Raw genomic sequence first — 18,767 nt, forward strand, 5'->3', positions numbered from 1 at the left:
GGCCGGTTCTGCTCTGCGAAAATGAACGGTATCGACCGCGACTCCACGCGCCATCGCCACGCCCCTACCGACGCTGCAAAAACGACTCAAGATCGTACGGTCACTTCAGAAACGCCAAGTCACTCCTTGACGGTCCCATCGAATTCCAGGTAACCTTATCCTTTCTCAAAGGTGTTGGTGGCCGGCCGTCGACTGCCTGTCGATGCCGGCAAACAGGGAATCCGGTGGAAATCCGGAACGGCCCCGCCGCTGTAACCGAGTGCTCACGGGCGACGCACCTCCTTTGCCATTGTCGGGTCGGCCTCGCACGCCGCTCTGATGAGAAGGCCCGCCGCCCCAGCTCGGGAGTCAGAAGACCTACCTGCACCGAAGTGGGCGTCGCTTTGCGAGGGACGGGCGCGCCGAAGAAACTCTTCCCGATTCTCTCCGAGGGTGCCCGTTCCCGTAGACCGCCGCCATTCGTCAGCGTGCCTTCGCGCCCCCACACACTCGGCGTGATCGGCCGGCGGCGAGGACACGTAACGGTCGCGGGGGGACGATTCATGAACGACTCCCGATTCCCGCGCACCGCGAAGGCGCGGCCGGCTGGCTTTACGCTCATCGAACTGTTGGTGGTCATCGCGATTATCGCCGTGCTCGTCGGCTTGCTGTTACCCGCCGTTCAAGCGGCGCGCGGTGCGGCCCGGCGGATCAACTGCTCATCGAACCTCAAGCAGATGGGCATCGCCCTGGCCATGTACGCCGACACGCACGGCCTGTTCCCACCGTCAAGTCTCTATAACTACAACCTTCCCCCCAGCCCGGCAAATCCCAAGCGGTACTGGTTCGGAGACGTGCTCGAGACCAAAGGCGCCAACGGCCTCCCCGACCTTGACTTGACCACCGGGGCGCTGATGCCGTTCATGGAAACCCAGACCGCGGTCCAGCGCTGCCCCGATTTCGATCCCACACTGTTCTCGCTTCGGTACAGCGGGGCCAGCTCCGGGTACGGGTACAACTATAATTATCTCGGGTTCGGCTGGAACGAGATGGGGATTCCCTACTCGTATCCGCTCGCCAAGATCAGCACAACGTCGCGGACGATCGCCTTTGGCGACAGCGCCCATGTCAATGACCGGGATTTCGGGCCGGGGCAGGCCAAGCTCGAGGAAAACTACGCCCTCGAACCCCCTTCGAGCCAGTATCCGACCGTCCACTTTCGTCATCGGGATGTGGCGAATCTGCTCTACCTCGACGGCCACGTGGAGGCCCAGCGACCGTCCAAAAACCCGCTCGCCTCGTGGTGGTCGCCCGCGGGAGTCAACCTGGTCGAGCAAAGCCATCTCCACGATATCGGCACCGACGACGCCCTGTTCAATGGCATCGGCCCGCTCGGCGATCGCTGATCCGTACCGAACCACCCATCCCCCTGGCTGCCTGCATTGACGTAGAATCATGACTCAAGGAGAACGAAGCGTGCAGGCGATTGGCAACCCGGTCGACCCGACTGCGACTGACGCTCTGGAACGCCGACGGGCACACCCAGGCGCGGGCGTATTCATGACCGGAGCTCGCCGAACCTGGCTCGCCACGATCTTCCTGGCCGTCATCAGTCTCGGAGCCGGATCGGGGTGCGGGCGCTCGGCGCCGGCCACGCCGAAACACGCGAAACCGGCCCGAATCGTCTCCCTGACCTTGGGCACGGATGAGTTGCTCGCGGAGTTGGTGCCGATCGAACGCGTCGTCGCCGTGACGGTGTTCGCGGACGACGCGGGCATCTCGAACGTTTCCGGGCGATACGCGAAGGAGATCGTCCGGGTGAATGACGCGAATCCGGAACGGATCATCGCGCTCACGCCCGACCTGGTCTGCGTCGCCCACTATAATTCCGCCGATTCGCTCAAGTTACTCGAACGCTCGGGGCTGTCGATCTACCGCAATGACTTCGTCAACAGCATGGCCGAGATCGAGGCCGGCCTGGTGCGGCTCGGGGAGCGCGTCGGCGAACCGGCCCGCGCTCACGCTCTGGTCGAGCGGATGCGGGAACGCCGGCGCCGGCTGGCCGAGCGGTTGGGCGCGGTAGTGCACCGTCCCCGCGTCCTGTTCTGGTCCGCCGGTTACACCTCGGGGCTCCGTTCGACGATCGACGAGGTTATCCGCGAAGCGGGCGGGGTGAACGTGGCGGCGGACCTGAACCTTGAGGGGTCGGCCGAGCTCGCCCCCGAGCGCGTCGTGGCCGCCGACCCCGACGTCGTGCTCCTGTCTTACTGGAAAGAAGACGAGCGGCAGGGACAGATCGCGAGCCATCCGATCCTCCGCCAGCTTCGGGCGGTCCGCGAGGGCCACGTGATCGCCATCGAAAGTCGCTACCTCACGTCGGTGTCCCCGTACGTGGTCGAGGCGACCGAACGGCTCGCCCGGGCGCTCCATCCCGATCGATTCCCAGGTGCCGCCGAGGTGGCGCCATGACTCGCCCGGCCGCAATTACCAGTGGGCTGGCCGTGGCCTACCTGGGGCTGGCACTCCTGAGCACGATCTGGGGGACCGCCGCGATCCCTCCGAGAAACGTGGCGCGCGTCATGACGGCCCTGGTGGGACTGGGCGACGATAGCTCCGTCTTACCCGTCGAACGATTTTTAGTGCGCAACGTGCGGCTACCGCAAGCCTTATTGCTCGGCCTGGTCGGGGCCGCGCTCGCCTGTTCCGGGGCGGCCTTACAGGCGACTTTCGAAAATCCACTGGCCGACCCCGCGATCCTGGGCGTGAGCGGAGGGGCGGCGCTCGGGGCCGTGATCGCGATTCACACCGGCCTGGCTGAATCCGTCTTCCTCTCGCTTCCGCTCTGTGCCTGTGTGGGTGGGTTTGCCGCCTCGCTGCTCGTCTACGCGCTCACCTACCTCGGCGGTCGCCCGACTGGCCCCACGCTGCTTCTGACCGGGGTTGCCGTGGGGAGCATGTCCATCGCCGGCGTCTCCCTCGTGATGATCCTGACCGACGTTCATCGGGTTCAGGAGCTCCTCTTCTGGCTGGTCGGCGGCGTCCGAAACCAGACCTGGGAACACGTCGTGCTGGCCGGCCCACCGATCGCCGTCGGCATCTGTGGGCTGCTCCTGCTGCACCGCCGCCTGGACGCGATGTTGCTCGGAGAAGAACAGGCGCTCGCAATCGGCGTCCCGGTCGTCGGGACGCGGCTCTGGGTGCTCGTCCTGACCGCCCTGGCGACCGGAGCGGCAACCGCGGTGAGCGGCTCGATCGGGTTCGTGGGCCTGATGGTTCCGCACCTGATCCGCCGTCTGACCGGTCCCCGACTCCTGGCTCTCTTGCCGGGCTGCGTGGCGGGGGGCGCGGCATTCCTCACGGCCTGCGAGTTGCTCGCCCGGGCCCTTTCCGATCGGTTCGCGCTCCACCTGGGCATCCTCACCGCGTTATTGGGAGGCCCAACGTTCCTGGTCGTCCTCCGAAGGACGCGAGGAGGCCGGCCATGATCACCCCGCCGGACATGCGCACCCGTCACGTTACGGTCCGCATCGAGAACAAGACCCTGCTGGAGAACGTGACGCTGACCCTGCCGCCAGGTTCCATGACCGCCCTGCTCGGTCCCAACGGGGCCGGCAAGACGACCTTGATCCGCGTCCTGGCGGGCCTCCTTCCCGTGTCCGAAGGCGAGGTTGAGCTGGGAGGGCGACTCCTCGGCGAATTGGGCCGTACAGCGATCGCCCGGCTTTGCGCATACCTCCCCCAGCAGACGGTCACCCGCTTCGAGATGCGGGTTGAAGACGTCGTCACCCTGGGCCGTTATCCCCACCTCAAAGCCTGGGGAAGCCTGTCGCGCGACGACCACGCCCGGGTTACCTGGGCGATCGACCGCGTCGGCCTGACCTCGTTCCGCCACCGGACGCTCCCGACCCTCTCCGGCGGCGAGCGTCAGCGAGTCTTCCTGGCGCGAGCCCTGGCCCAGGAAGCGCCCATCCTGCTCCTGGACGAACCCACTTCGTCGCTCGACATCGGCCGCCAGTTGGAACTGATGACCCTGCTCCTTGAGCTCCACGGCGAGGGTCAAACCATCCTCGCCGCCGTGCACGACCTCCAATCGGCCCTCGAGTTCTTTCCGCGCGCAGTGCTCTTGCACGAAGGCCGGCTGATCGACGACGGCCCCACCGAGACCGTCGTGCTGGGTCCCGCCCTGGAAACCGCTTTCAGCGTGCGAGTACACACGGGGCCCGGGTTCCGATTTCTGCCGTCAGACTCGCTTTGAGGAACGGGAAAACCTGACGGCGGCCCCAATGAGTCTTCGACGGAGGTTGGCACAACTCATGATGCGATACGTTGTGTCCGCTCATTGAATTGCTTTCTCAGTGGTTTCAGAGTTTGTCTTCCTTCAGACAGAAATGGGGCGACGCCCATCCCGAGTGAGACGAAAACTCGGCAGGAGTCTCACCATGCGAAAGCCCCGAAAGTAACGATACGCCTGTCGAGAAAGTGGCCATCCTTTGGCGTCACCTGATCGATCAAATCCCCATCTCCAATCGATGCGATCAGCTCCAGCACCCGCCCGCCGCTGTTCTACCGTTGGCAGAATCTGTTCGTCGAGCACGGCCACGTTGCGTTGCAGTCGATCGGCGACCGACCGACCCGCAACGGCGGGTATTTCCGAATCATTCGGTCCCTCGCTCACATTCACGCGATGCCGGCCCCTCGGGACCGGATGATCCGACCCAAGCGGGTACGGCAAGTTTGGAACGAACGGCGGCCACTGCGGCTGCTCTTGAACGATTCCAGGTCGTACCTGGTCGTGCCATGCCCTTCAGATCATAGCCGCCATGCTTGAATTGCATTGAATTCCAAAACATTCTTCTTGATCATCAAATATCGCGGGATTCATGATGCTTGGCTATTGACAATCTAAGTCCTTACGGATTCCATGGATTTACAAGAAGCGTGATCTCGCGTCAGGAACGCGTTTTCGGCTAGGGCAGCACCGCTCTGCAACTCGTTGCGATTTGAGATCAAATTTTTGGCTCCGCCCTTCGGAGGGTGCGCCAAACCGGGTCAGGCTGGTTTCAACGGTGCATCCCATGCACGCTCAGCCTCCCTCCGGGGTGACAGCCGTGGTGCTCGTCAATTGCACGAGCGACGTCCTTTTTGGACACCACTGATACAATGACCTCTCCCATCCACCGAGTCCTGGAGGCTTGAATCGCCCTGACTCGAAATCGCCATCAAAACATTCTTGGCCTGCGTCCCTTCTTATCGGAATGGGCGTCCCGCCAACGGGGAAATGAGGCGTTCATGACCTGTTACCGTTTTCGGCGTCCCTCCTGACAGGATTGTCGTTCCTGCTCGCCGCCACTGTATCGCAGGTCGATCGGGCCGGATGGACGCCGGTGGAGCAACAAAAATGAGTGCATCCATTATAGACGACCGCGCCAACCGCTCGGAAACGGGTGATCTCTCCAGCCGCCTTGATGCTGTGGTCGAGGAAGCCCAGGAGAAGGCCAAGGCCTTCCAGGCGGAGGCGGAGACGGCGCGTCTGGAAGTCCGAGACCGGTTCCAGAAGTTCCTCCCGATCGCCGAGCGGATCGTCGCGATCGCTCGGGAAAAGCTGGAACAGCTGAGAGAGCGACTCAAGTTCGACGTCATCCCCGCTCAGTTCCAAACCGAGCAGACTTACTCTCGATCGGTCACCCTCGACGTGAAGTCCGAGCTGGCTGGGGTCATCAAGCTCATCTTCAGACTGACTCACGACTCGGACGTGCGGCAGATCAGCCTCGCCTACGACCTCCAGATCGTTCCGGTCTTCTTCCGGTTCAATTCACACTCCGAGTTCGACATGCCGCTCGAGGCGTTCGACGAAGCGGTCGTGGGCCAGTGGCTCGACGACCGCATCATCGAGTTCGCGAATGTCTTACTGGAGTTGCGTTCGACGAAGCAGCACCAGGCGCGGGTGATGGTCTCCGACACCGTGGCCGGCATCACCTTCCCGAAATATTACGCCGCGGCCACGTTCGACCACGACGGGACGACCTATTACTTCATCAGCGAGGAAACGCGTCGCGAGTTCGCGGAACGTCATGGCTTGACCCCATGAGTGACACAGGCGTCCGGCCGGACCCGCCCGGATCCACGACGGCCCCGCTCCAAGCCGGTCGGTTGCGACGACCTTACATCTTGACGATCAACGGCGGTTCATCCCGCCTGAAGTTCGCGGTCTTCACGGCGGCCGACTCGATCGAACGCGTTCTCTCCGGTTGCGTCCAGGGATATTCTCAAGCAGCAACCCGGCTGGGAATGGTATCGCGAAGGCCGCCCCGACGGCGAATCGCCGGAGGTCGTCGCCGCCCGGGTGAATCGGTTCATCTCCCGGATTTGGTCCCTCGACGAGGACGCACCGGCGTTCTCGAGCGGGCACCTCATCCGGATGATCGCGGCCCGATGGCTCAGCCTACCGCCAGGAGCAGGCCGGTACCTCTTCAGTCAGACCACCAGCATGAGCGTCATCGGCTTTGAGCACGAGACGCGGGACGAGCCGATCCTCGTCCCCTGGAACCAGGTCGCTCGACCACGGGAGTGAGTCGAGCCGACCACAGCCTTGGCGTCCCAAACAATGGGGCGTTCCGAAGAGAGGAGCGGCGTCCACATGACGGTTGCCATGCAGATCAGGCAAGGTCTCCCCCTCGGGACCTCCGTGACCATCGGCCGAAGCTCCCCCCTGGGGGCCACCATCGTCGAGGGCGGAGCCAACTTCAGCCTGTTCTCGCGGACCGCGACCGCCGTCGAACTCGTGTTCTTCGACCGGGAGGGCGACACCACCCCGTCCCGTGTGATCCGGTTGGACCCGGCAACGAACCGAACCTACCACTACTGGCACGTGTTCGTGTCCGGCGTGTCACCGGGCCAGCTCTACGGCTATCGGGTCGGCGGGCCTTCAGACCCCGCTCGCGGGCTACGGTTCGATCCGGCAAAGCTCCTTCTCGACCCGTACGCCCGGGGCGTCGTGATCCCGACGACCTACGATCGCGAGGCCGCGAAACGGGAGGGCGAAAACGCCGCGACGGCGATGAAGGGTGTGGTCGTCGACCCGAGCCACTACGACTGGGAGGGGGACCTGCCGCTGAGCCGGCCCTCCGCGCGTACAATCATCTACGAGATGCACGTCCGGGGATTCACCCGCCATCCCAGCTCTGGGGTCGGGGAGCAGACCCGGGGCACGTACGCCGGACTGATCGAGAAGATCCCCTATCTCCGGGAACTCGGGATCACCGCCGTCGAGTTGCTCCCGGTGTTCGCGTTCGACGCCCAGGCCTGCCCCCCGGGGCTAGTCAACTACTGGGGTTACCAGCCGGTTTCCTTCTTCGCCCCGCATCCGGCTTATAGCTCGCGCCGCGATGCCCTTGGCCCGGTGGATGAGTTCCGCGACCTGGTGAAGGCCCTGCATCGGGCGGGCATCGAAGTCATCCTCGACGTGGTTTTCAATCATACCGCCGAGGGGGATCGCATCGGGCCGACGCTCAGCTTCCGGGGGATCGACAACCCAACCTACTACATCCTTGCGGAGGGGGGCTCGCGATACGCCGACTACACCGGCTGCGGCAACACGCTGAACGGGAATCACCCAATCGTCCGCCGCATGATCGTGGACAGCCTGCGCTACTGGGTCGAGGAAATGCATGTGGACGGCTTCCGGTTCGACCTCGCGTCGATCCTGGCCCGCGACTCGGCGGGGCAGCCGCTGCCGAATCCGCCGGTCCTCTGGGATATCGAGTCGGAGCCGGCCCTGGCCGGCACGAAGCTCATCGCCGAGGCCTGGGATGCGGCCGGGCTCTACCAGGTCGGGAGCTTCGTCGGCGACGCCTGGAAGGAGTGGAACGGCCGATTTCGCGACGACGTCCGCGACTTCTTCCGCGGGGAACCGGGAGCGGTGCGGCACCTGGCGGACCGGCTGGTTGGGAGCCCCGAAATTTACGGCCACAAAGGTCGCGAGGCCGAGCAGAGCGTCAATTTCACGACGTGCCACGACGGCTTCACACTCAACGACCTTGTCTCCTATAGCCACAAGCACAACGAGGCAAACGGCGAGGACAACCGGGACGGCGCCGACGACAACCGGAGCTGGAACTGCGGCGTCGAGGGCCCGACCGACGATCCTGCCGTCGAGGCCCTGCGCAACCGCCAGGTCAAGAATTTTCTCACGGTCACGATGTTGTCGCTGGGCGTGCCCATGATCCCTATGGGAGACGAGGTCCGACGCACCCAGCAGGGGAACAACAACGCCTATTGCCTCGACGATGAGACCAACTGGTTCGACTGGACCCTTCTAGCGAAGCACGCCGATGTCCACCGCTTCGTGAGTTTGCTCACCGCAAGGCGATTGTTGCGTGAGGTCGAGCATGAGCGTCGACGCGTGAGCCTGAACACATTCTTGAAAGAGGCCAATAAAGCCTGGCACGGTGTGAAGCAGTACGCGCCGGATTGGGGGGACAGTTCGCACAGTGTTGCCCTGGGCGCGGAGCTCCGCAGCGAGGGGCTGCATTTCCATCTGATCCTGAACGCGTACTGGGAGCCGCTCGAATTCGAGTTGCCGAACCTGGGTGACGGTCTCCCTTGGCGACGATGGATCGACACCGGCCTCGACTCACCGCACGACATCGTGCCGTGGCTGGAAGCATCCGCAATCCCGAGTGGCTCATATCGCGTTACCGCTCGCTCGGTCGCGATGCTCTACTCGCTCGCCAGCACTGGCGAAAATTCGTCATGGCATTAAGACCGTCCGCTCGCGGAAAGAGGCGTTTGCCCCGGGGAACGTAGCGAGGCTGATTCGACAAATAAGCATATCAATGCGTCTCTCAGGTATCCCGCTGGCGAGTCCCGAGGACATCGCCATCCCGATCTGTTGTCGGATCGGGCCCGAAATCCTCGAGATCATTCGCGAGCACCACGGCCGTGGGAAAGCAAACCAGGAGGCTAGATCGTGACCCGACTCACCGCCTCGTCCCGGAACCCTCGAGCCATCGGCCCCGACGGCAACCTCCTCAATGAACTCATCGCCCGATACGGGTGTGGACCCGTACCGTTCAGTGGCACGAACGACGCCCTGTACGAACGACGGCTGGTCTTCGATCACGTCGTCGACCCCGGGGAGGCCGGGCCCCGAGACCAGTTTGAGGCCGTCGCCCTCGCGATCCGCGACGTGCTCTCCCAGCGCTGGGTCCGAACCCAGCGGGAGTACGACCGGGCCAACCCCAAGCAAGTCTACTACCTCTCGATGGAGTTCCTGATCGGCCGGTCGCTGGCGAACAACATCACGAACCTGATGTTGTCGCCCCTGGTCGACGCCGCCGCCCGGGACAAGGGGCTGCGGCTCGCCGAGCTGATCGAGCAAGAGCCGGACGCCGGCCTCGGCAACGGCGGACTCGGTCGACTCGCGGCGTGCTTTATCGAATCGCTGGCCACGCTGGCGATCCCGGCCGTGGGATATGGCCTCCGTTACGATTACGGGATCTTTCGCCAGGAGATCCGCGACGGCTTCCAGGTCGAACACCCCGACCATTGGCTGGCCCATCCCGACCCGTGGGAGGTCGCGCGCCCCAATGAGACGGTGTCCGTTCCGCTCGGCTCTCGGTTCGAGGTTCATGCGGGCCAGATCTCGGTGCATCGCGGACAGACGTCCCAACTGCTCGGTGTTCCCTACGACCGGCCGGTGGTCGGTTACAGCGGGCGGACGATCAACACCCTTCGCTTGTGGCAAGCCTCGACCCCGGACGTCTTCGACTTCGGCGAATTCAGCGGCGGCGACTTCTTCGGCGCGGTGTCGGACCGGACCCTCTCCGAGACGGTCAGCCGCGTCCTGTACCCGGACGACTCGACGCCCCGGGGACGCTCGCTTCGATTCGTCCAGGAGTACTTCCTCGTCGCCTGCTCGCTGGCTGACATCGTTTCCCGGTTCCTCCGCCGCGGCAACGACTGGTCGGCGCTGGCGGACAAGGTCGCCGTCCAGCTCAATGACACCCACCCGGCGATGGCCGTGGCCGAATTGATGCGGATCCTCCTCGAGCAGGCCAAGCTCGGGTGGGACGAGGCGTGGGACCTCACGGTCCGGACCCTGGCGTACACCAACCATACGCTGCTGCCGGAGGCCCTCGAGAAGTGGCCGGTCGAGTTGTTCGAGGCGCTCCTCCCCCGGCAACTGGAGATCATCTACGAGATCAACCGCCGGTTCCTGGACGCGGTCCGGGCAAATTATCCCGGCGACGCGGCGAAAGCCGCCCGGATGAGCCTGATCGAGGAAACACAGGCACGCCAGGTCCGGATGGCGAACCTGGCGATCGTCGGGACCCACAGCACGAACGGGGTCGCGGCGATCCATTCGGAACTCCTCAGGACCACGACCGTGGCCGATTTCGCGGCGATGTTCCCCGAACGGTTCAGCAACAAGACCAATGGCGTCACCCCCCGCCGCTGGCTGCTGCTCGCCAACCCGGACCTGGCGGGGTTGCTGACCGAGGCGGTCGGCGAAGCTTGGGTCACAGACCTCTCGACGCTGAAGCAGGCCGAACCGATGGCCGACGACCCGGCATTCCGCGAGGCGTTTCTGGCCGCCAAGCGAGCGGCCAAGCTGCGGTTCGTCGACTGGATCAAGGCCAGGGAGGGTGTCGCGCTCGACCCCGACTCGATCTTCGATACGCAGATCAAGCGCATCCATGAGTACAAGCGGCAACTGCTCAACGTCCTCCAGATTGTGGTGAGCTACAACCGCATGCGTGCGAACCCAGGTCTGGATCTTCCGCACCGCACGTACCTCTTCGCGGGCAAGGCGGCCCCGGCCTACCGGCTCGCCAAGCTCATCATCAAGCTCATCAACGATGTTGGATCCGTGGTCAATCACGACCCGGAGGTTCGGGGCAGGCTCCGGGTCGAGTACCTGCCGAATTATTCCGTCACCCTCGCCGAGCGGCTGATCCCGGCAAGTGACGTCTCCGAGCAGATCTCGACCGCGGGCTACGAGGCCAGCGGCACGAGCAACATGAAGTTCATGATGAACGGAGCCCTGACCGTCGGCACCCGCGACGGCGCCACGATCGAGATCGCCGAGGAGGCCGGCGAGGAGAACGTCTTCCTGTTCGGCCTTACCGCCGACCAGGTCGCAAGCTCGCGGGGCTGGTATGACCCGCGCTGGCACTACGAGCAGGAGGACGAGACCCGCCAGGCCCTCGATTTGATCTTTTCGGGCCATTTCAACCGCCGTGAGCCTGGGCTCTACGAACCGATTCGGAATGCCCTACTCACGCACGGAGATTACTACATGCACCTGGCCGACCTGGGGTCCTACACGGCGACGCAATCGCAGGTCTCCGACCTCTATGCGGATCGCGACGGGTGGGGACGCAAGGCCATCCTGAACGTCGCCCGGTCCGGGAAGTTCTCGAGCGATCGGACGATCCGCGAGTACGCCTCCGACGTCTGGGGCGCCAAGCCTTGTCCCATCGACTGACCGCCGACGCGACTCGCCGACGAGGAGGCTAAGTCCCTTCCGCCCCGAGCCAACCGAACCGCGGCGGTCAGGCTCCATTGGAGTGTTGGACCCTCTGACCCATTGAGGCTTCCATGAACAAGCAGGATTTCCAATCTGAGCACCTCAAGCAACTCCCGCTCCGTGCGATCGTTGCGTTCTCGGCCCGCTGCGCACGCAGGGTCCAGGCCCTCTCCGAACTCCCCGATGGCCATCCCGGGAGGGAAAGGCTTCGGGAGGACGTCGAGGCCGCCCTCCACATGGCCGAGGGGTTCGCGAGCGGCTCGACCACGCCGTGCTCGGATTCGGTGGGCGAGGCGCTCGACGCAAGCCGTCTTGTGGCGGGCATGCCCCTCCGCGCGGAAAAGGCCGCGGCGGCCGCCTCGGAGGCAGCCCACGCGGCCGCCTCCGCCTGGCACCTGACCGAATCTCGCGAAGCCGAGCAAGGCGAGCCTCGGGAACTCAAGACGACCGAGGCACGGAAATCCCTCGGTGGTCTCGCCCTGGTCACGGCCGACCTCGCCGCGCGCAACGCCTTCGCCGCAGCCGTGGCGGCGTACCAAGCCGTCGGCCTGAACAACGAGGATTTCACGGCCGCGGCCCTGCACGATTACGACGAACTGCTTCGCCTCAAGCTCGGCCGTTACCCGGAGGCGGGAGACCCAATCGATCCCTCTCCCCGCGGCCCACTCGGCCCGCTCTGACGATGTGCGACCGGACTTCCACGTCCGGAGGATTTTAGGACCGACCCGTTTGATTGCTTGACGACGGCCCCCTATTCTATTTCACATTTGGCGAGCTCCCTATCGCTGAAAAGCACCTCCCGGGAAGCCTTTCGGGGGGCAACAACCGGGCTCGGGCGCGTTCGGAACACGGCGAGACGGATCCAAACGTCGGGCGGTGCCGCCCGCCTCGACCTTCTCCTTGGAGGAAGAATCATGACTTGGCGAAGGCTGAGTAAGTCGAGGGGGCTCGGAGGGCTCGCTCTGGGGATCGCCCTTGCATCGGTCGCGATACCGGGGTGCTCCCCCAAAGTCGAGGCGGCACGAACGCCACCGCCCCCGGTGGTCTCCGTCGTCGAAGCCCGCCGGATGACCGTCCCGATCATGGCCGAGCCGATCGGGACGACGCGGGCCCTGCAAGAGGTCTCCGTCCGGGCCCGGGTACGCGGGTTCCTCAAGGAGATCCAATTCGAGGAAGGGGGCGACGTCAAGGCCGGTCAGCTCCTGTTCGTCATTGATGAGGAGCCCTTCAAGGCCAGGCTGGAGGAGGCCCAGGCCAAGCTGGAAGCGGCCGAGTCCAGCCTCAAGAAGGCGCGAGATTCCAAGGCGCGGGAGGTCGCAACGGCACAACTCGCACTCGACCAGGCATCACTCGAACTCGCCGAGGTCGAGGAGCGGCGCGAGCAGTTGCTGCTGAAGCGGAACGCCACCGCGGTCGAGGACGTCCAGCGAAAGCAGGCGCTTCGCAAGAGGAGCGCGGCCCAGGTCGAAGCCGATCGGGCCAGCCTGGAGCAGGCCAAAGCCGACCATGAGACGAACATCCTGTCCGCCCAGGCCGAAGTCGCCGGGGAAAAGGCCAGGGTCCACGATTCCGAGATCGAATTGAGCTATTGCCGGATGTCCTCGCCGATTGACGGCCGGATCGGCCTGGCCCAGGTCAAGCTCGGCAACCTCGTCGGCCCCGCGTCGAGCGGAGGCGGCGGCGATTACACCGAGCTGGCGGTGGTCCGGCAACTCGACCCGATGGGCGTCGACATCCCGGTCGCCTCCCGCTACCTCGACCGGGTGATGCGGCTGATCAACCAGGGGCTCGACGTCGAGGTCTTCCGGCCCGGTCTCGAGGGAGAAGAGGCCCGCCGGTTCCCCGGCAAGGCGACGGTCGTCGATAACGCGATCAATCCCACGACTTCCACCTTCTTGATCCAGGCGGAGGTCGCCAACGCGGCGAAGACAATCCTGCCCGGAGAGTATGTGAAAGCCCACGCCAAGGTCGGCGAGGCCCGAGATGCGATCGTCGTCCCCGAGCAGGCCGTGGTTGAGACCCAGGCGGGCCCGACGGTTTACACGGTCGACGAACAGGGCAAGGTGAAGGTTGTTCCCGTCCGCGCGACCTTCGTCCACGAGGGGCTCCGCGTCATCGAGTCAGGCCTGCAACCCGGTCAGCCGGTGGTCGTCGAGGGGCTGACATTGGTCCGCAGCGGGATGAACGTCAAGACCGTACCAGCTTCTCCCACGACCGAAACCGGCCCCAAAGCCGCGCCGGCGTCGCCAGTCGTGGAGAAGACTGCCGGAGCGGGCGGTCAAGCGGGACCGCGCGAAGACCGCCCGTCCGACGAGGCGAAGTCGAAGCCTTGATCCATGAGCCGACCGGGCCGGGCCGCGCCCCGACTCGGCATCCTCCATCGACCCGAACCGGGAATCCAAGAGCGAGTCTCACCATGGTCAACTTCTTCATCGGCCGCCCCATCTTCGCCTCGGTCCTGGCCCTGCTGATGCTGCTCGTCGGCGGCATCTGCATCTTTATCCTACCGATCTCGCTCTACCCCGACGTCGTCCCGCCGCAGGTCCAGGTGACGACCACCTATACTGGGGCCGACGCCCAGACCGTCGCCGACACCGTCACGACCTCGATCGAGCAGCAGATCAACGGCGTCAAGGGCCAGATCTACTTCAGCTCGGACAGCACCTCCAACGGTCTCGCCAACATCATCGCCACCTTCGACGTCGGCTACGACCAGGACATCGCCGCCGTCGACATCCAGAACAAGGTAGCCACGGCCCAGACGAGCCTCCCCCCCGAGGTCAAGCAGTACGGGGTCACGATCAAGAAGACCTCGACCAGCATGGTCTGCGTCGTCAACCTCGTCTCGCCCGACAGCCGGTACGACGCGACTTTCCTTGACAACTACGCGCAGATCAACGTCGTCGACGCGCTCAAGCGGATCCCGGGCGTCAGCGACGTGAACCCCTTCGGTCGCAAGTACGCGATGAGGATCTGGCTCGATCCGGACCGCATGGCCAACCAGCGGATCTCACCCGCCGAGGTCATCCAGGCGATCCAGCAGGAGAACAAGCAGGCGGCCTCCGGCAAGATCGGCGCCTCGCCGGCCATGCCGGGCCAGCGGTTCGAGTACCCGATCACGTCCAAGGGGCGGCTGTCGAAGGTCGATGAGTTCGAGAAGATCGTCGTCCGCCGCAACGACGACGGCTCGATCATCTACCTCTCTGACATCGCCCGCGTCCAACTCGACTCGGAGAACTACGAGACGGCCGGCTGGCTCAACGGCAAGCCCGCCGGCACGGTCCCGATCTACCAGCTCGCCGACGCCAATGCCCTGGAGATCGTCAAACAGGTGCGGCAGGAGATGGACCGCGTGGCCCGGAACTTCCCGGAGGGCCTGGAATACCGGATCGCCTACGACACGACCCTCTACGTCCGCGAGAACATCACCGAGGTCTGGCACACGCTCCTGGAGGCGTTCCTGCTGGTGCTCATCGTCGTATTCGTGTTCTTGCAGGGCTTCCGCGCCACGGCCATCCCCATGATCGCGATCCCCGTTTCGCTCGTCGCCACGTTCGCGATGATGGCCGCGTTCGGGTTCTCGATCAACACCCTGACGATGTGCGGCCTGGTCCTGGCGATCGGCCTGGTCGTCGACGACGCGATCATCGTCGTCGAGAACATCGAGAAATTCCTCGAGCGGGGGATGGCACCGCTCGAGGCGACTCGAGCGGCGATGGCCGAGATCACGGCGCCGATCGTCACGATCGGCCTGGTCCTGGCGGCCGTGTTCGTGCCGGTGGCGTTCATCCCTGGCCTCACGGGCCGGCTCTACAACCAGTTCGCCATGACAATCGTCTTCTCGTTCCTCTTCTCGGCGTTCAATTCCCTGACCTTCACCCCGGCGATCGCCCGGTTGGTCCTGCGGCCCAAGCACGGCGAGACGAAGTTCCCACCGTTCCGTTGGTTCAACCGCGGCCTGAAGTGGGTGGAGGATTCCTACGACTCGTTCCTCGACTTCGGGGCCCGTCACTGGTGGGCGATCGTCCTACCCTCGCTCGGCCTCCTGGCCCTGACCGGCTGGATGATCTACGAGCGTCCCAAGGCGTTCATCCCGACCGAGGACCAGGGCTACCTGATCGTCGTCGTGCAGACGCCCGATGGCACCACCCGGGAACCCACCAGCCGAGCCGCCCAACGCGCCAGCCAGATCGCCGGAGAACTCCACGGCGTCCGGGACGTGCTGATCCTCGACGGCTACAACGCCATCAACGCGATCAACCAGACCAACACCGCCACGGCGTTCGTCATCCTCGAGGAATGGCACCATCGGACCGCTCCGGAGTTGCGGGCCGTCGCCCTGGCGAGAGAACTCCAACGAAAGATGTCAGAGCAGATCCGCGAGGCGAGCGTGGTGATCCTCCAGCCCCCGCCGATCCAGGGCCTGAGCTCCACCGGCGGCTTCGACTTCATGATCGAGGACCGCGAAGGCAAGGGGGTCGAGGCGCTGGCGACCGTCGCCGATCGGTTCCTGGACACGGCCCGGGCCCGCCCCGAGCTCGCCGGAATCTTCACGACCTTCTCGGCGAAGGTGCCGCAACTCCGGTTCGACGTCGATCGGATCAAGGCCCGTCGCCTCGACGTCTCCGTCTCCGATATCTTCAGCGTCCTCCAGACCAACCTGGGGTCCTACTACGTCAACGATTTCAACCTCTTCGGCAAGACCTGGAAGGTCATGGTCCAGGCCGAGAGCCGCGATCGCCAACGGCCCGAGGACGTCACCCGCCTGTACGTCCTCAACCGCAAGGGAGACAAGGTGCCGCTTAGCGCCCTGGGCGAGGTCAAGTACGCACTCGGACCGATCGATACGCCGCACTACAACATGTACAACGCCGCACGGATCACCGGTCAGCCCGCCGCGGGGTTCAGCTCGGGCCAGGCGATCACCGCGATGCATGAGGTGGCCGCCGAGGTCTTGCCCGAAGGCTTCGGCTACGAGTGGACCGGCACGACGTACCAGGAACAGAAGACCGGAAACCTGGCGATCTACATCTTCGCCCTGTCGATCGTCTGCGTCTTCCTCTTCATGGCAGCCCTCTACGAGAGCTGGATTCGGCCGCTGGTCATTATCCTGACGGTCCCCCTGGCGACCTTCGGGGCGATGATCGGGCTCTGGCTCTACGACATGCCGCTCGACGTCTTCGGCCAGATCGGCCTCGTGATGCTGATCGGCCTTGAGACCAAGAACGCGATCTTGATCGTCGAGTTCGGCGTCGAGCTGATGGAGAAGCACGGGCTGAGCATCATCGACTCGGCCAAGGAGGCGTCTCGCCAACGGCTCCGGCCGATCCTGATGACCTCGTTCGCGTTCGTCTTCGGCGTCCTGCCGATGGCCCGGGCCACCGGCGCGGGGGCTTACAGCCGCAACTCGCTGGGCGTGGCGATCGCCTTCGGCATCGCGATCAGCACAGTCCTCGGACGATTCGTCATCCCGATCTATTACGTCCTGGGCGAGCGACTGCGTGGTTCCCGGAGTCACGCGGACCAGTCGACACCGCCCACGCCACCCGATGGGAATGGACACACCCCCAGAACGATCCCCGCCGAATCCGTCGCCACCGTGGTGGAGGAAGGCTAAGTTTGCATGGGATTTGACGCAAACAATTTCGTGTCGAGTTATAAGAGCATCCCTTTGAGTCAATAGACCGACTCGTTCGTCGCCTGTTCTCCGATGACAGCCATTTCATCGGCGCGGGTGAACTCCGAGAGGTCAATCGGTTGGACGGGGACGCCACGAGTTCGGGCGCGTCCGACCTGACTCCCTCCGACGTTGGCGACCTAATCCGCGGGCTGGACATCACTAATTTCGATCAAGGCGGCACGGCGACCGCGGACGCCGTGCTTGGTTCGACGGCCCGTTTCCATGTGAGCCGGTGGCGCCATCGTGCCTGATGAGGGAGCGATGGACGGTTCGGTAATAAACTGGCTCACGGTGGTAGTCCGGATCGCCTCCAACCGCAGCACTCGACGATCGCCACGGACGCAACTTCAGTCTCTGACTTCCTCGAACTCCACATGACTCCCATCCAGACGCGATGTACGATGAGTTGTAGCTCGACGCCGCACACAGACGGCCGATCCACCTCAAGCACGAGACGACCCATGCTCCGAAAAGCCCATGCCGGTAAACTGCGTGAAGGCCAGTCTTGAAGCCGGCTCTCTCTGGTGCATCATCCCGCTCTCGCAATGCGCTGCGTCAACCCGACGAGAAAGCGTTTATGGGCGCCATACTGGGAATCATCACGGGAGCATCGCTGCTGACATGTGGCCTGGTTGCCGTTTGGATGGTCGGCGCGATTTACTTCAACGTGTGTGGCGGAGCCAGGTGGGGCCGTTGGGTCGCGCTGGCCTGGGCCATTGGCGTGATCGCGATGTTCGTGGTCTGGCGGCCGCTCTGGCAGCCGATTGTTGCCTTGCTCGGGGTGGAGTCGCTTTTCCTCGCCTGGTGGTACCGGCAGAAACCGAGCACCGACCGCGACTGGGACCCTAGCGCGGCCGTGCTGCCGCGGGCTATCATCTCCGGAGATGCGGTAACGATCGAAAACGTCCGCAATCTTGAATACCGTTCGCTGGACGATTTCACTCCAAATTATGAAGCCCGCACATGTCATCTTTCGAACATGCAGGGATTGGACATCATTTTCTTCAAGTGGGGAAAGGGGTTAATGGGCCATCCTGCCCTGGTCTTCGACTTGGGACCTGATGGCCGCATCTGCATGTCGATCGAGGCAAGAATCACGAAGGGGCAGAAATACTCGATCGTTCGCGGTCTGTATCGACAGCAGGAACTGATCTTCGTCGCCGCGGACGAGCGCGACGTCATTCTACGGCGCACGAAATATAGCCAAGGTCAATGGGCGTACCTCTACCGCATCAACTCGAGCGTTGAGGAACTCACAAAACTGTTTCTCGACTACGTGAATACAATCAACCAATTGTACGAGAGCCCTCGTTGGTACCACGTGGTATTCGCGAATTGCACCACGTCCTTCTACAAGCTTCCCAGCAGAAAGGCCCGCTGGGACTGGCGCGTCATTGCCAACGCCCGCTTGGATCGGGCCCTCTATCAGGACGGTCGCTTGGACCGGACTCTACCCTTCGAGGAACTCCGCCGGCTCGCCTACCTTAACGACACTGCGAACGCAGCCCCCCAGGCGGGATTTGGGGATCATATCCGCCGCGAACTCGAAAGGCGCCGCCATGAACGATGAGGTCATCG

General features: G+C 64.2%; 12 protein-coding genes and 1 riboswitch. All 12 genes read left to right on the forward strand.

Annotated features, from left to right (window positions below):
- The first annotated feature begins 158 nt into the window (after positions 1 to 158).
- A riboswitch (cobalamin riboswitch) is annotated at positions 159 to 380 on the forward strand.
- Between the two features lie 162 nt (positions 381 to 542).
- The 12 genes from BUS42_RS10615 to BUS42_RS10670 all read left to right on the forward strand — a co-directional run bounded on the left by BUS42_RS10615 (position 543) and on the right by BUS42_RS10670 (position 18,759).
- A complete protein-coding gene (locus BUS42_RS10615; protein ID WP_074310948.1) occupies positions 543 to 1,385 on the forward strand; it encodes a DUF1559 family PulG-like putative transporter in 843 nt (280 codons plus the stop codon).
- A 70-nt stretch (positions 1,386 to 1,455) separates the two neighbouring features.
- A complete protein-coding gene (locus tag BUS42_RS10620; protein ID WP_074306888.1) occupies positions 1,456 to 2,448 on the forward strand; it encodes an ABC transporter substrate-binding protein in 993 nt (330 codons plus the stop codon).
- Positions 2,445 to 3,464, forward strand: a complete 1,020-nt coding sequence (locus BUS42_RS10625; RefSeq protein WP_074306889.1) for a FecCD family ABC transporter permease — start codon at positions 2,445 to 2,447, stop codon at positions 3,462 to 3,464. Before BUS42_RS10620 ends, BUS42_RS10625 begins: the two co-directional genes overlap by 4 nt.
- Positions 3,461 to 4,234 carry an ABC transporter ATP-binding protein gene (locus tag BUS42_RS10630; RefSeq protein ID WP_074306890.1) on the forward strand — a complete coding sequence of 258 codons (774 nt, stop codon included), beginning with the start codon at positions 3,461 to 3,463 and terminating at the stop codon, positions 4,232 to 4,234. The genes BUS42_RS10625 and BUS42_RS10630 overlap by 4 nt, the downstream gene beginning before the upstream one ends.
- A gap of 1,143 nt (positions 4,235 to 5,377) precedes the next feature.
- Entirely contained in the window at positions 5,378 to 6,067 is a 690-nt protein-coding gene (locus BUS42_RS10635; protein WP_143206283.1) for a hypothetical protein, read from the forward strand.
- A 174-nt stretch (positions 6,068 to 6,241) separates the two neighbouring features.
- A complete protein-coding gene (locus BUS42_RS10640) occupies positions 6,242 to 6,550 on the forward strand; it encodes a histidine phosphatase family protein (RefSeq protein WP_083670130.1) in 309 nt (102 codons plus the stop codon).
- 66 nt (positions 6,551 to 6,616) lie between these two features.
- On the forward strand, positions 6,617 to 8,740 hold the full coding sequence (gene glgX, locus BUS42_RS10645; protein ID WP_074306893.1) for a glycogen debranching protein GlgX: 2,124 nt from the start codon (positions 6,617 to 6,619) through the stop codon (positions 8,738 to 8,740).
- Positions 8,741 to 8,947: 207 nt separating this feature from the next.
- Positions 8,948 to 11,467 (forward strand): glycogen/starch/alpha-glucan phosphorylase, encoded by a 2,520-nt coding sequence (locus BUS42_RS10650; RefSeq protein ID WP_216821024.1) that lies wholly within the window; start codon positions 8,948 to 8,950, stop codon positions 11,465 to 11,467.
- Between the two features lie 113 nt (positions 11,468 to 11,580).
- Positions 11,581 to 12,189, forward strand: coding sequence for a hypothetical protein (locus tag BUS42_RS43580; RefSeq protein ID WP_074306894.1), 609 nt, complete (start codon positions 11,581 to 11,583; stop codon positions 12,187 to 12,189).
- A gap of 234 nt (positions 12,190 to 12,423) precedes the next feature.
- Complete coding sequence (locus tag BUS42_RS10660; protein ID WP_074306895.1) at positions 12,424 to 13,842, forward strand: efflux RND transporter periplasmic adaptor subunit; 1,419 nt, start codon at positions 12,424 to 12,426, stop codon at positions 13,840 to 13,842.
- A gap of 83 nt (positions 13,843 to 13,925) precedes the next feature.
- A complete protein-coding gene (locus tag BUS42_RS10665) occupies positions 13,926 to 17,126 on the forward strand; it encodes an efflux RND transporter permease subunit (RefSeq protein WP_083670131.1) in 3,201 nt (1,066 codons plus the stop codon).
- Positions 17,127 to 17,694: 568 nt separating this feature from the next.
- Positions 17,695 to 18,759, forward strand: a complete 1,065-nt coding sequence (locus BUS42_RS10670) for a lipoprotein N-acyltransferase Lnb domain-containing protein (protein ID WP_143206286.1) — start codon at positions 17,695 to 17,697, stop codon at positions 18,757 to 18,759.
- The last annotated feature ends 8 nt before the right edge of the window (positions 18,760 to 18,767 follow it).

Origin of the sequence: Singulisphaera sp. GP187 (genome assembly GCF_900129635.1) — a bacterium.
In the GTDB taxonomy this organism is placed as follows: Bacteria; Planctomycetota; Planctomycetia; order Isosphaerales; family Isosphaeraceae; genus Singulisphaera.